Source organism: Agromyces sp. H66 (assembly GCF_004959775.1).
In the GTDB taxonomy this organism is placed as follows: Bacteria; Actinomycetota; Actinomycetes; order Actinomycetales; family Microbacteriaceae; genus Agromyces.
Genome location: NZ_SJZG01000010.1, coordinates 104876 through 119121, shown reverse-complemented (window position 1 = coordinate 119121; position 14246 = coordinate 104876). Strand labels below are relative to the sequence as shown.

The 14246-nt window shown below is 70.7% G+C and carries 9 protein-coding genes; 1 reads left to right on the top strand and 8 read right to left on the bottom strand.

From position 1 onward, the window contains the following. Nucleotides 1–35: 35 nt before the first annotated feature. From mmsA to EZM51_RS15970, 7 genes are all read right to left on the bottom strand, one after another. Nucleotides 36–1565: a multiple monosaccharide ABC transporter ATP-binding protein gene (mmsA, locus tag EZM51_RS16000; RefSeq protein ID WP_136709302.1), complete on the bottom strand. Its 1530-nt coding sequence runs from the start codon at nucleotides 1563–1565 to the stop codon at nucleotides 36–38. A 146-nt stretch (nucleotides 1566–1711) separates the two neighbouring features. Next, nucleotides 1712–2782 carry a multiple monosaccharide ABC transporter substrate-binding protein gene (gene chvE / locus EZM51_RS15995; protein WP_211195951.1) on the bottom strand — a complete coding sequence of 357 codons (1071 nt, stop codon included), beginning with the start codon at nucleotides 2780–2782 and terminating at the stop codon, nucleotides 1712–1714. A gap of 291 nt (nucleotides 2783–3073) precedes the next feature. Then, nucleotides 3074–4597, bottom strand: coding sequence for an L-arabinose isomerase (gene araA / locus EZM51_RS15990; protein ID WP_136709300.1), 1524 nt, complete (start codon nucleotides 4595–4597; stop codon nucleotides 3074–3076). Then, nucleotides 4594–5334, bottom strand: a complete 741-nt coding sequence (locus EZM51_RS15985; protein WP_136709299.1) for an L-ribulose-5-phosphate 4-epimerase — start codon at nucleotides 5332–5334, stop codon at nucleotides 4594–4596. The genes araA and EZM51_RS15985 overlap by 4 nt, the downstream gene beginning before the upstream one ends. After that, a complete protein-coding gene (gene araB / locus EZM51_RS15980; protein ID WP_136709298.1) occupies nucleotides 5331–7220 on the bottom strand; it encodes a ribulokinase in 1890 nt (629 codons plus the stop codon). The genes EZM51_RS15985 and araB overlap by 4 nt, the downstream gene beginning before the upstream one ends. 297 nt (nucleotides 7221–7517) lie before the next feature. Beyond that, entirely contained in the window at nucleotides 7518–8537 is a 1020-nt protein-coding gene (locus EZM51_RS15975; RefSeq protein WP_248305707.1) for a LacI family DNA-binding transcriptional regulator, read from the bottom strand. 434 nt (nucleotides 8538–8971) lie between these two features. After that, nucleotides 8972–10435 carry an MFS transporter gene (locus EZM51_RS15970; RefSeq protein WP_248305703.1) on the bottom strand — a complete coding sequence of 488 codons (1464 nt, stop codon included), beginning with the start codon at nucleotides 10433–10435 and terminating at the stop codon, nucleotides 8972–8974. Nucleotides 10436–10511: 76 nt separating this feature from the next. On the opposite strand from EZM51_RS15970, the gene EZM51_RS15965 reads away from it, so the two are divergent. Next, nucleotides 10512–13091, top strand: coding sequence for a cation-transporting P-type ATPase (locus tag EZM51_RS15965; RefSeq protein WP_136709296.1), 2580 nt, complete (start codon nucleotides 10512–10514; stop codon nucleotides 13089–13091). Nucleotides 13092–13392: 301 nt separating this feature from the next. Here the strand turns inward: EZM51_RS15965 and EZM51_RS15955 are convergent, their stop codons facing one another. Then, entirely contained in the window at nucleotides 13393–14223 is an 831-nt protein-coding gene (locus EZM51_RS15955; RefSeq protein WP_136709295.1) for an aldo/keto reductase, read from the bottom strand. Nucleotides 14224–14246: the final 23 nt, after the last annotated feature.

The following is a 14246-nucleotide window of genomic DNA, read 5'->3' as shown; positions in this document are numbered from 1 at the left end:
CCTGGTGGGAACGGTGGATTCCGTCAGCGCCGGCGCTAGCGGGGCTTCTCCATGGTCATGAGCTTGAGCATCGCCTCGGGTGTCGCTTCCTCCACGGGGAGCTCACCGGTGATGCGGCCCTCGGAGAGGGCGTAGACGCGGTCGCAGATGCCGAGGAGCTCGGGCAGCTCCGACGAGATGACGATGATGCCCTTCCCCTGCGCCGCGAGGCGGTTGATGATCGAGTAGATCTCGTACTTCGCACCGACGTCGATGCCACGGGTGGGCTCGTCGAGGATGAGCACCTCGGGGTCGGAGTAGATCCACTTCGACAGCACGACCTTCTGCTGGTTGCCGCCAGAGAGCTTGCCCGTCTTCACGAGCACGCTCGGCGCCTTGATGTTCATCGACGTGCGGTACTCGTTGGCGACCGCGTACTCCTCGTTGTCGTGCACGAGGCCGTACTTCTCGAGCTTCTTCAGCGAGGCCATCGAGATGTTGCGCTTGATGTCCTCGATGAGGTTGAGTCCGTAGGTCTTGCGATCCTCGGTGGCGTAGGCGATGCCGTGCTCGATCGCCTCGGCGACCGTGCGGGTCTTGATCTCCGTGCCGCGCAGGAACACGCGGCCCGAGATGCGCGAGCCGTACGACTGCCCGAACAGGCTCATCGCGAACTCGGTGCGGCCCGCGCCCATGAGGCCCGCGATGCCGACGATCTCGCCCGCGCGCACGTGCAGGTTCACGTGGTCGACCATGACCCGCGACGTGTCCTGCGGGTGATGCGCGGTCCAGTCCTCGACCCGGAGCAGCTCCTCGCCGATGTGCGGCGTGTGGTCGGGATAGCGGTGCTCGAGGTCGCGACCGACCATGTCCTTGATGATGCGGTCTTCCGTGACATCCTGCTTCGCGATCGTCTCGATCGTCTTGCCGTCGCGGATGACGGTCACCGAATCGGCGACCTTCTTGATCTCGTTCAGCTTGTGACTGATGATGATCGACGTGATGCCCTGCTCCTTGAGGTGCAGGATCAGGTCGAGCAGGTGATCGGAGTCCTCGTCGTTGAGTGCGGCGGTGGGCTCGTCGAGGATGAGGAGCTTCACCTCCTTCGAGAGCGCCTTCGCGATCTCGACCAACTGCTGCTTGCCGACGCCGATGTCCATGATCCTCGTCGTCGGGTTCTCGCGCAGGCCGACCCGCGCGAGGAGTTTGGATGCCTCGAAGTTGGTCTTGTTCCAGTCGATGAGGCCGCCGCGACCCTTCAACTCGTTGTTGAGGAAGATGTTCTCGGCGATCGACAGGTACGGGCTGAGCGCCAACTCCTGGTGGATGATGACGATGCCCTTGGCCTCGCTGTCGGTGAGGTCCCTGAACTCCACCGTCTCGTTCTCGAAGACGATGTCGCCGGTGTAGGTGCCGTGCGGATAGACGCCCGAGAGCACCTTCATGAGGGTGGACTTGCCGGCGCCGTTCTCGCCGCAGATGGCGTGCACCTCGCCGCGTCCGACCGACAGGGTGACGTTCGCGAGCGCCTTGACACCGGGGAACGTCTTCGTGATGCCGCGCATCTCGAGAATGTTGGTGGTCATCCTTGCTCCTGCTTCGTTGCCGGCGTCCTGACCGCCGGTGACGGGACCCGCCGGTGACGGGACTTGCCGGCGACCTCACCGCCGGTGACGGGACCCGCCGGTGGGGGAAGCGTAGTCCCCCACCGGCCGGTCGCGACGATCGACGGCTAGCCGATCTCCGCTTCGGTCCAGTAGCCGCTGTCGACGAGGACCTCGGTGATGTTGTCCGTGACCACGATCTGCGACTCGAGGAGGTACGACGGCACGACCTTCACGCCGTTGTCGTAGTCCTTCGTGTTGTTGACCTCGGGCTCCTCACCGTTGAGCAGGGCGGTCGCCATGTCGACGGCCACCGCGGCGAGGTTGCGGGTGTCCTTGAAGATGGTCGAGTACTGCTCGCCAGCCTTGATGGCCTTCACCGAGTCGAGCTCGGCGTCCTGGCCCGAGATGATCGGCCAGCCCTCGCCGACCGAGTAGCCCGCGTCGGTGAGCGCCGAGATGATGCCGCGCGACAGGCCGTCGTAGGGCGAGAGCACCGCGTTGACCGTCGAGCCGTCGGAGTACGTCGAGGTGAGGAGGTTCTCCATGCGCTCCTGCGCGACCTCGCCGTCCCAGCGGAGGATGGCGGCCTGCTCGAAGTCGGTCTGGCCCGACTTCACCACGAGCGTGCCCTCATCGATGAACGGCTGCAGGGTGTCGATGGCGCCGTTCCAGAAGAACGTGGCGTTGTTGTCGTCGGGCGAACCGGCGAACAGTTCGATGTTGAACGGTCCGGCCGGGGCATCCGCCGCAGGCTCACCGTCGAGGTCGGTCAGCCCGAGGCCCGCGAGGAGCGAGGTGGCCTGCTGCACGCCGACGATGTAGTTGTCGAACGACGCGTAGTAGTCGACGTTCTCGGAGTCGCGGATGAGCCGGTCGTACGCGATCACGGGGATGTCGGCGTCGGCCGCGTCCTGCAGCACCTGCGACAGCGTGGTGCCGTCGATCGACGCGATGATCAGGGCCTCGGCGCCCTTCGTGATCATGTTCTCGATCTGGTTGACCTGGGTGGGGATGTCGTCCTCGGCGTACTGCAGGTCGACGGTGAAGCCCTGCTCCTCGAGCTGCTCCTTGACGGCGTCGCCGTCCTGGATCCAGCGCTCCGAGCTCTTGGTGGGCATGGCGACGCCGATGAGGCCGCCGTCGCCGCCGCCTTCTCCGCTGGCGCCCGTTCCGGCGCACGCGCTGAGCGCGAGCATGGAGCCGGCCGCGATCGTCGCGAGCAGCACCTTCTTCGTGTTCTTCACGGTGTTTCCTTTCGCTGTGTCCATCTGTGTCCGTCTGGACGTCGTTGTCGTGGTGACCGTCGGATGGGCGTCGTCCATGAACGCCGATCCCCCGCGGCATCCGAGGGGGTACCGGATGCCGCAAGCTGTTGAGTTGTGGAGTGGTCGGCCGTTCGGCCGGCCGTGGGTGGCGGGCCTCGCGGCCGCCCGGGGGTGGCGGGCCTCGCGGCCGGCCGTGGGTGGCGGGCCTCGCGGCCGCCGGGGCTACAGGCCCTGCGCGAGGCGGTGGTAGGCCTGGTTCCAGCGCACCTCGCGCTGGAAGTCGGGGAGGGTGGTCGACTCGTCGATGACGAGGAGCTCCACCTTCGCCATCTCGGCGAAGTCGCGGAACACGTCCACGCCGACCGCGGTCGACATGACGGTGTGGTGGGCGGCGCCGGCCGTGAGCCACGCCGCGGCACTGGTCTGGAAGTCGGGGGCGGGCTTCCACACCGCGCGGCCGACGGGGAGGTTCGGCAACGGATGCCGCGGCGCGACGTTCTCGACGACGTTCGCGGTGAGGCGGAACCGGTCGCGCAGGTCGCTCATGGCGACCACGACGGCGGGACCCGGGTCGGCGGTGAAGACGAGGCGCACCGGGTCCTCTTTGCCGCCGATGCCGAGCGGGTGGATCTCGAGCGACGGCTTCGCGGTGGTGAGCGACGGCGACACCTCGAGCATGTGCGCGCCGAGGATCAGCTCGTCGCCGGGCGTGAGGTCGTAGGTGTAGTCCTCCATGAGGCTGGCGCCGCCGGCCAGGCCCGCGCCCATGACGTTGGCGATGCGCACGAGCACGGCGGTCTTCCAGTCGCCCTCGGCGCCGAAGCCGTAGCCGTCGGCCATGAGCCGCTGCACCGCGAGGCCGGGGAGCTGCCGCAGCGCGCCGAGGTCTTCGAAGCTCGTGGTGAACGCGCCGAAGCCGCCCTCCTCGAGGAACGCGCGCAGGCCGAGCTCGATCGCGGCGCCGTAGCGCAGGCTCTCGTGCCGGTCGCCGCCCTTCCGGAGCGCGGGCACGACGTCGTAGAGGTCCTCGTACTCGGAGACCAGCACGTCGATGTCGGCGTCGGATGCCGCGTGCACGGCGTCGGCGAGCTCGTTCACGCCCCACGTGTTCACCTGCACGCCGAAGCGCAGCTCGGCCTCGGTCTTGTCGCCCTCGGTGACCGCGACGTAGCGCATGTTGTCGCCGAAGCGGGCGAGCTTCAGTGAACGGGATGCCGCGAGGCCGGCCGCCGCGCGCTGCCACGTGCCGAGCTCCCGCTGCACGCGCGGGTCGCTCGCGTGGCCGACGATCGTCTTGCGCGGCACGCCCAGGCGGGTCTGGATGTACCCGAACTCGCGGTCGCCGTGCGCGGCCTGGTTGAGGTTCATGAAGTCGAAGTCGATCTCGCCCCAGGGCAGCTCCACGTTCGCCTGCGTGTGCAGGTGGGCGAGCGGCTTCTGCAGCGCGTCGAGGCCGGCGATCCACATCTTCGCGGGGCTGAAGGTGTGCATCCACGCGACGACGCCGATGACCTCGTCGGCCGCATTGGCCTCGAGCATCGTGCGGCGGATCGAGTCCGAGTCCTTCAGCACGGGCTTCCACACGACCTTGACGGGCACGTCGGATGCCGCGTCGAGCTGTTCGGCGATCGCCTGCGACTGGGCTGCGACCTGTCGCAGGGTCTCCTCGCCGTAGAGGTTCTGGCTCCCGGTGAGGAACCAGACCTCGGCGGCGTCGAGGCTCGTCTGGAGCGGGGTGCGGCTCATCGTGCGGTCGTCTCCTCGGTGATGGGGGTGGTCCGGCGGGCATCCGACGCCTGCCCGTACACGTTCTGGTAGCGGTCGTAGAGCCGGTCGATCGCGTCCTGCGGCAGCGGCACGAGCGGCCCGGCCTCGCGGGCGAGGTGCACGGTGCGCGCGACATCCTCGACCATCACCGCGGCCTTCACCGCGTCGCGGGCGTTCGCGCCGATCGTGAACGGCCCGTGGTTGCGCATGAGCACGGCACGCGAGCGGTGCCCCGTGAGGGTCTCGACGATGCCGCGTCCGATCGAGTCGTCACCGATGATCGCGAACGGTCCGACGGGGATCGGCCCGCCGAATTCGTCGGCCATCGCCGTGATGACGCACGGGATCTCCTCGCCGCGGGCGGCCCAGGCCGTCGCGTAGGTGGAATGCGTGTGCACCACTCCCCCGACGTCGGGCATATTCCGGTACACGTACGCGTGCGCGGCGGTGTCGGAGGACGGCGCACGCTCGCTGCCCGGCGTGCCCGGGATCACGTTGCCGTCGAGGTCGCAGAGGATCATGTTCTCGGGCGCGAGGTCGTCGTAGCTCACGCCCGAGGGCTTGATGACGAACAGGTCTGCCCCGGGCACCCGGCCCGAGACGTTGCCGCCCGTCCACACGACGAGGCCGTAGCGGGTGAGCTCCGCGTGCAGCTTCGCGACGTCGGCGCGCACGCGGGCGATCGCGACCTCGATCTGGGGCCCGTAGCTGCTCATGCCGAGACCTCCTCGGCGAGCTGCTCCGGTTCGGCCGGCGCGGGCTCGGCCGCGCCGTGCGCCTCGCGCTTCAGGGCGCGCAGCCGGCGCATGACGTCGTTGCCGCCGCGGCCGAACAGGTCGTGCAGCAGCCGGTACTCGGCGTAGAGCCGGTCATAGACCCGAGCGGATGCCTCGTCGGGCATGTACACCCCACGGTTCACGGCGCCCATGGCCGCACCCGCGGCGCGCACGTCGGGGTAGGCGCCCGCGGCGACCGCGGCGTGGATGGCCGACCCGAGGGCCGGACCCTGCTCGCTCGCGATGGTCGAGATCGGCAGGCGCAGCACGTCGGCGTAGGTCTGCATGAGCTGCGGGTTCTTCAGCAGCCCGCCGGCGACGATGAACTCGGTCACGGGCACGCCCGACTCGGCGAAGGTCTCGACGATCACGCGCGTTCCGAAGGCCGTGGCCTCGAGGAGCGCGCGGTACACCTGCTCGGGGCGCGTGGTGAGCGTCGTGCCGAGCACGAGCCCCGAGAGCTCGTGGTCGACGAGCACCGAGCGGTTGCCCGAGTGCCAGTCGAGCGCGACGAGTCCGTGCGCGCCGACGGGCTCGGCGTAGGCGAGGTTCGTGAGGTACTGGTGCACGCTGAGGCCCGCGGCATCCGCTGCCTCGAAGTACCGGGCGGGCACCTGGTTGTCGACGTACCAGGCGAAGATGTCGCCGACACCCGACTGGCCGGCCTCGTAGCCGTAGAGCCCCGAGACGATGCCGCCGTCGACGACGCCGCACATGCCCGGCACCTCGGCGAGCCGGTCGTCGTTCATGACGTGGCAGGTCGACGTGCCCATGATCGCGACCATCTGGCCGGGCTGGGTGGCCTGCGCGGCCGGGGCGGTGACGTGCGCGTCGACGTTGCCGACCGCGACGGCGATGCCCTCGGGCAGCCCGGTCCAGGCCGCGGCCTCGGCGGTGAGCCGGCCGGCGGCGTCGCCGAGCTCGCCGATGGGCTGGTCGAGCTTCTCGGCCACGAAGCCGCCGAAGCCGGGGTTCAGCGCCTCGAGGAACTCGCGGCTCGGGTAGAGGCCGTCCTGGCGGATGCCCTTGTAGCCGGCCGTGCAGGCGTTCCGCACGTACCGGCCGGTGAGCTGCCAGACGATCCAGTCGGCGGCCTCGACCCAGCGCTCCATGCGGCCGTAGACCTCGGGCGCCTCCTCGAGGAGCTGGAGGCCCTTGGCGAACTCCCACTCCGAGGAGATCAGGCCGCCGTAGCGGTTGATCCACGGCTCGCGGCGGTCGTGGGCGAGTTCGTTGATGCGGTCGGCGTGCGGCTGGGCGGCGTGGTGCTTCCAGAGCTTCACGTAGGCGTGCGGGGTGTCGGCGAACTCGTCGAGGTCGCTGAGCGGCGTGCCGTCGGCGAGCGTCGGCACCATGGTGCAGGCGGTGAAGTCGGTGCCGATGCCGATGACGTGCGCCGGGTCGATGCCCGCGGCCTCGACGGCGGCGGGCACGGCGTGCTTCAGCACGCTCACGTAGTCGGCCGGGTCCTGCAGCGCCCAGTCGGGCGCGAGCTTCGCCGGGTTTCCGGATGCCGCGGCCGGCCCCGCGGTGAGGGTCGTGTCCATGACGGCGTGCTCGTACTCGTGCACGGCGCTGCCGAGCTCGGCGCCGTCGCTCACGCGCACCACGAGGGCGCGGCCCGAGAGCGTGCCGTAGTCGATGCCGACGACGTAGCGCTCGGAGTCGGCGGACGCGCCGGGGGCCGCGCTGGAGGTGCCAGACGCGGCGGTCGAGCCGGTCGCGGCACTCGAGCCGGACGCGGCAGTCGAGCCGGACGCGGCGGTCGCCTCGTGCGCGGCAGCGTGCTCGGTGCGCGGGCTCTCATCGGCGGGCGGGACGCTCACGGCGTGGACTCCTTCGTCGGGCGGCAGCTCTTGGCGGGATCATGTGACGCTCGCAATGTGACCGTTCACACGAGGTCTCATGTTAGCCACACGTTTCCGAGGGCTGTCAACTCACGAAGGTCACGGAACGATAACGGCGACGGGTGCCGCTGGCGTGCGCCTGCGGCATCCCCTCTGCCCTGATGTGGCCGATCACGGTCGCGCGGCGCGTCGGAACGCGGCCGGCCGGGACATCCGCCCGGTCGCCGTCTCGGTCGATCGTGGGGCCGCCGTCGCGAGCGGCGTGCGGGCGGCGCGTCAGAACGCGGCCGGACCGGTCGACGCCCGCACAATGAGCTCGGGCACGATCGTGCCGCGGTAGTCGGGCGCTGCCGGGTCGAGGTCGCCGAGCAGCAGCGCCACGCAGCGACGCCCGAGCTCGGCGAAATCCTGGCGCACGGTGGTGAGCGGCGGCCAGAAGTGCGCGGCCTCGGGGATGTCGTCGAACCCGATGATCGAGATGTCGCGCGGGATCTCGAGACCCGCGTCGCGGATGGCGTGCATGAGGCCGAGTGCCATCTGGTCGTTCGACGAGAAGATCGCCGTGAAGTCGCGCACCGTGAGGAGCTCGCGTCCGGCGTAGTAGCCGAAGTCGGCCGTCCAGTCGCCGAGGATCGGCGCGGTGGTCGGCACGTCGTGGGCGCCCATCTCGTCGAGGAATCCGCGCATGCGCGCCTCGGCCTCGATCCAGTCCTGCGGCCCGGCGAGGTGGTAGATGTTGCGGTGTCCGAGCTCGATGAGGTGCCGCGTCGCCATGCGTGCGCCGGCCATCTGGTCGACCGACAGCGCATGGCCGGCATCCCGGCCCGTGGACTGCAGCGTGACGTACGGCACGTCGATCGACAGCTGCGCGAGCGTGTCGAACACCCGCACCTGCGGCGCGATGACGACGAGTCCCTCGATGCCCTGGGCGCGCAGGTGGGCGAGACCGTCGGCGATCGAACGCGCGTCGGACGACTCGATGTTCGCGGTGCTCACCCAGTAGCCCGACGCGCGGGCGGCCGCCTCGATCGCGGCGATGCTCGACGCCGGGCCGTACTGCGTGCTCGACGCCGAGAGGATGCCGATGGTGCGCGACCGGCTCGTGACGAGCGCGCGGGCGGCCCGGTTCGGCTTGTACTGGAGCTCGGCCATCACGTCGAGCACGCGCTGCTTCGTCTCCGGGCGGATGCTCGGATGGTTGTTCAGCACGCGCGAGACGGTCTGGTGCGAGACGCCCGCCAGACGCGCGACATCGCGAATGCTCGGGGCTCGGCCCCGCTGCGGCTCCTCTGGCACGGCGACCTCGATCGGACTCTCGGCATGTTCACGGTCACACACGCCGTCGCCTCCCATTATGCACAACTCCGCGGGAATGTGACGGTCACACATGTGACGTCACATCGCGAGTCTCGCCCCGTATTCCCGTCGGGGTGTGCCGTCACACGCCGAGGCATCCGCCCCTCTGCACGCTGCCACGCGTATCAGCACGTTCTGGCGGATATACGATCCGCCGCGCCGCTCCAGAGCCTGCCGGCGCGGCGCGCCGGATCGTATATCCGCGAAACGTGACACATGGGGGAGGTACGCGACGCGTCTGCGTCGTCACCCCGAGCCCGGGAGCGCGGAGCCCGAGAGCACGGAGCGCGGAGCCCCGAGCCCGAGAGTTCCGAGGCCGAGCGCACGGAACCCGAGGGCCCGAGGACCCGCGGGCCCGGAATGCTCAGCCGCGATCAGGAGCGAGCGGATGCCTCGCCGCGAGGCCCTACGCGCGGCGCGAGCACCACCGCGACCACGGCGATCACGACCGTCACCGCGAACTCCGCCGTGAACGCCCCGACGGCGAGCGCGCTCGCCACGAGCGCGGTGACGGCCAGTGCGACTGCGGCGCCGAGGGATTCGCCGATCGAGAGCGCCGCACTGTTGAACCCCTGCGCCGACTTCGGCGACAGCTTGAGCACCGCCACCGAGAATCGGGGGTACATGAAGCCCATCGCGGCGCCGGCGAACGTCCACGCGACGAACGCGATCCAGGGTGACAGGGTGAAGGCCGCCACCGCGAGCACGACGCCGAGCGACACCGCGAGCAGACCCGCGCCCACCTGCACCGCCTGCGTGTTCGACACCCGGTCGCCCATGCGCCCCTGGAGCCACGACGCGGCGGCCCAGCTGACGCCGGCGCCGGTGAGCACCGCGCCGGCGAGGCTCGGCGAGAACTCGTATCGTTCGATGAAGAGGTACGGAAGGTAGATCTCGCTGCCGAAGAACGCCCCGGCCACGATGAGCCTGAGCAGCACGGTCGCCGGCAGGCCACGCTCGCCGCGCAACGTGCCCGGAGGCAGGAGCGGGCGCACCGCGACCACGACGACCGCGACGCATGCGACCGCGACGAGCCAACGCCACGGCTCCCCGAGCTCCTTCGACAGCGACACCCCGAGCGCGGCCGCGGCCGTGAGCACCGCCCAGCCGGCGCGTGCGAGGCTCCAGCGCACCCCGGGGTCGCCCTGCACGAGATCGCGCACGCGGAGGATCGGCGGCAGCATCATCGCCGCCGCGGGCAGCATCAACCCGATGACCCCGAGGAACACCCAGTGCCAGCTGAGGGCCTCGGCCACCACGCCGGCGATCGCCGGACCGACGATCGAGGGGATGACCCACGCCGCCGCGAACCCGGCGAAGACCCGGGCGCGCAGTGCTTCAGGATACACCCGCGCCACGATCACGTAGAGCGGCACGATGACCGCGGCCCCGGCGATCCCGTGCACGAAGCGGCCCACGATGAACACGATCATGTTCGGCGCGGTGCCGGCGATGAGCAGTCCGACGACGAAGAGCACGGCGGACGTGACGAGCGACGGCAGCGGACCGGCCCGATCGGTCCAGTTGCCGGCGAGCACCATGCCGATGACACCTGCCGCGAGGGGCACCGCGAACGCGAGCGCGAACAGCGCCACGCCGTCGAGGTCGCGCGCGACGAGCGGCATGATCGTGGTGACCGCCATGTTCTCGAACGCAGCGAGGAAGACCAGCGAGAACATGCCGATCGAGAGCCAGCGGAACGGCCTCGAGAGCGGGCTCCGGGCGCCGTCGGCGAGCTCGGGATGAGCGGATGCCCCGGCCGCGGCCGGCCGGTCGCGGCCGGCAGCCACGGGCAGCCCCGCGGTGTCGGCGCCGGGGGTCGTCATCGGATCACTCACTCGTTCGACCCTAGACCCGACCGCCGACACCCGCGACGGAAGGTCCGCGGCTCTACGCTGTTCCCGAGGGGGGACCATGTCGGGGAGCATGGCGACGGGGCTGACCACGGCGGAGGCCGGCGACCGACGCGAGCGGGGCGGGCCCAATCGGCTGCCCGCCGTGCGGCGCCCGTCGGCGGTCCGGCGACTGCTCGGCGAGCTGACCCACTTCTTCGCGATCATGCTCTGGATCGCCGGTGTCCTCGCGTTCTTCGCCGGGCTGCCGGAACTCTCGATCGCGATCGTCGCGGTCATCGTGCTCAACGCCGTCTTCGCCGCGCTGCAGCAGGCTCGCGCCGATCGTGCGGCCGACCGGCTGCAGGCGATGCTGCCCACGCGCGTGTCGGTCTGGCGAGACCGGCGGCGGCGGGTCATCGAGGCCGAGGACGTGGTGGTCGGCGACCTCCTGTTGCTCGAGGCCGGCGATCGAGTGCCGGCCGACGCGACGGTCGTGATGGCGAACCGGCTGCTCGTCGACACGTCCCTGCTCACGGGCGAGAGCGCGGCCGCCACGGTCGGCGCGGGCGAACGCCTCTTCGCCGGCACGTTCGTGGTGGAAGGCGACGCGCGCGCCGTCACCACGGCGATCGGCACGGCGACCCGGCTCGCGGGCATCGCACGCCTCACCACCTCCGTCAGCAAGCCCGACACGCCGCTCACACGCGGACTGCACGGCGTCGTGCGCCTCACCGCCGCGATCGCCGTGACCGTCGGCGCAGTGTTCCTGCTCATCTCGGTGCTCATCGGCAGTCCGATCCAGGATGCCCTCGTCTTCGCCATCGGCGTCACGGTCGCCCTCGTGCCCGAGGCGCTGCTGCCCACGGTCACGCTGTCGCTCGCGTGGGGATCGGAGCAGATGGCGAAGCGCCAGATCCTGGTGCGCAACCTCGAGGCCGTCGAGACGCTCGGCTCGACGACCTTCATCTGCACCGACAAGACCGGTACGCTCACCCGCAACGAGATGGCGGTCGTCGAGGCGTGGTCGCCGGCGGGCTCCCTCTCGATCGATGGTGCGGGCTACCAGCCGACGGCCGAGCTGCGATGGTCGAATCCGGATGCCTCGGAGCCGATCCGTGCGCTCGCCATCGCCGGCACCCGATGCTCGACCGGGTACGCCGAGGAGGTCGGCGGGCAGTGGCGCGCCCACGGCGACCCCATGGAGGCGGCGCTCGACACGTTCGCGCGACGCCTCGGCTTCGATACCCCCGACGACCGGGCCGACGTCTCGGCGGAGCTGCGGTTCCCGTTCGATCCACGCCGGCGCCGGATGGCGGTGGTGCTCGCTGACGAGGTCGTCGTGAAGGGCTCCCCCGACGGCGTGCTCTCCCTCTGCGGCGACGACCCCGCAGCCGACCGGGCGCTGGACGAGCTCACGGCACGTGGGCTGCGCGTGCTCGCGGTGGCATCCGCCCCTCGAGCGGGCCGGACGCCGCAGACGCTCGAGGAATGCGAGCAGGGCCTCCGCCTCGTCGGCCTCGTCGGGCTCGAGGATCCGCCGCGGGACGACGTGCGGGAGTCGCTCGAGGCCTGCCGACGCGCGGGCGTCAAGGTCGCCATGGTGACGGGCGACCACCCGGTGACGGCCACGGCCATCGCCGAGGAGGTCGGGCTCCGGCTCCCGGGGGCACCGGTGCTCCTGGGCGACGAACTGCCCCCGGACGACCAGCACCTCGCCGCCCTGCTCGACCACGACGGCGTCGTGATCGCGCGCGTCTCGCCCGAGGACAAGCTCCGCATCGCCCGCGCACTCCGTTCGCGCGGGCACGTGGTGGCGATGACGGGCGACGGCGTGAACGACGCCCCCGCCCTGCACGAGGCCGACATCGGGGTCGCGATGGGTCGCTCGGGCACCGACGTGGCGAGGGAGGCGGCCGACCTCGTGCTGCTGGACGACTCGTTCGCCGGCATCGTCGCGGGCATCGAGCACGGGCGAGCGACGTTCGTGAACATCCGCCGCTTCCTCACGTACCACCTCACCGACAACGTCGCCGAGCTCACGCCCTTCCTCGTGTGGGCGCTCTCGGGGGGACAGTTCCCGCTCGCACTCGGCGTGCTCCAGATCATCGCGCTCGACCTCGGAACCGACACGCTGTCGGCGGTGGCGCTCGGCGCCGAGCCGCCGGCGAAGCACCTGCTCGACGGCCCGCCCGTGCGGGGCCGGCTGATGAACGGCACCGTGCTGCGGCGCGCGTTCGGCGTGCTCGGGCCGCTCGAGGCGGCACTCACCATGGTGGCGTTCGTCGTGTCGCTGGTGGCGCTCGGCTGGCGGCCGGGCGACTCGTTCCCCACCGGGGCCGACCTGATGGCCGCGTCCGGCGCCGCGTTCATGACGGTCGTGGCCGCGCAGACCGCCAACGCGTTCTCCTGCCGCTCGTCGACGAAGTGGCCGGGCGCCCTCGGTTGGACGACCAACCGGCTGCTCATCCCCGCGGCCGCCGTCGAGGTGACGTTCTCGCTCGTGGTGCTCTGGGTGCCGCCGATCGCGATGGCGATCGGACACCAGAACCCGCCGCTCTGGGGATGGGTGGTCGCCCTCGCGTCGATGCCGATCCTGATCGGGGTCGACGCGTTCGACAAGCAGCTGCGCGCACGGCGACCTCGTCGGCCGCACTCGTGACTCAGGCCGGAGTCAGCACCGCTGCGCCGTGCACGCGATCGGCCGCGAGGTCGCGGAGTGCGACATCCGCCCACCCCGTCGCCGACCGCGTCGACCAGCCCGACGACCTCGTGACCCGGCACGACCGGCGAGCGGTGCGGCGGCAGGTCGCCGTCGCGCACGTGCAGGTCCGTGCGGCACACGCCGCACGCCGTCACCCGCACGAGGATCTCGCCGGGGCCGGCTCGGGCCTGGGCAGCGTGACCCGGTGGAGCTCACCGTCGCCGGTGGTCTGCCAGGCCCGCATCCGCATCGCGAGCCCCTAGAACTCCTCGTGCGATTCGGGATCGCCGCCCCAGAGCCGGCCGCGCGAGAGCGCGGAGATCGCCTCGACCTCGTCGCCCGAGAGGCTGAACGAGAAGACGTCGAAGTTCTCGCGCCGACGTTCGGCGTGCGCCGACTTCGGGATCGGCACCGATTCGAGCTCGACGTGCCAGCGCAACACGACCTGCGCGGGCGAGACGCCGTGCTCCGCGGCGATCGCCGTGATCACGGGTTCCTGCAGCAGCTCGGTGCGCTTGGCGAGTGGGCTCCAGCTCTCGGTGCGGATCTCGTGCTCGTCGTGGTAGGCGCGCAGCTCCTCCTGCGGGAAGTACGGATGCAGCTCCACCTGGTTCACGACGGGCACCACGCTCGTCTCCCGTTCGAGCCGGTCGAGCATGTCGGGCGTGAAGTTCGACACGCCGATGGAGCGCACGAGCCCCTTCTCGCGCAGGCGGATCATCGCGCGCCAACTGTCGACGTACTTGTCGATGCGCGGGTTCGGCCAGTGGATGAGGTAGAGGTCGACCCAGTCGAGGCCGAGGCGGTGGCGGGACTCGTCGAGGCTCGCGAGCGTCTCGTCGAATCCGTGGTGCCGACCCGGCAGTTTCGTGGTGATCACGAGGTCGCTGCGATCGACGTCGCAGCGCTTGATGGCCTCACCCACGACATCCTCGTTGCCGTAGTTGTACGCCGTGTCGATGAGCCGATACCCGTCGGCGATGCCCGAGACGATGGCGTCGACCCCGGCCTGCTCGTTGAGCCCGTAGGTGCCCAGCCCGATGGCCGGGATCCGGTTGCCGTCACGGAGCGCGTACTCGGGAGCGGTCATTCCTCCATCCTCACGCACGGCGG

Excerpts from the sequence above, each read along its gene's own strand:
- mmsA (WP_136709302.1), bottom strand. The coding sequence starts at position 1,565 with ATGACCACCAACATTCTCGAGATGCGCGGCATCACGAAGACGTTCCCC.
- chvE (WP_211195951.1), bottom strand. The coding sequence starts at position 2,782 with ATGCTCGCGCTCAGCGCGTGCGCCGGAACGGGCGCCAGCGGAGAAGGC.
- araA (WP_136709300.1), bottom strand. The coding sequence starts at position 4,597 with ATGAGCCGCACCCCGCTCCAGACGAGCCTCGACGCCGCCGAGGTCTGG.
- EZM51_RS15985 (WP_136709299.1), bottom strand. The coding sequence starts at position 5,334 with ATGAGCAGCTACGGGCCCCAGATCGAGGTCGCGATCGCCCGCGTGCGC.
- EZM51_RS15965 (WP_136709296.1), top strand. The coding sequence starts at position 10,512 with ATGTCGGGGAGCATGGCGACGGGGCTGACCACGGCGGAGGCCGGCGAC.
- EZM51_RS15955 (WP_136709295.1), bottom strand. The coding sequence starts at position 14,223 with ATGACCGCTCCCGAGTACGCGCTCCGTGACGGCAACCGGATCCCGGCC.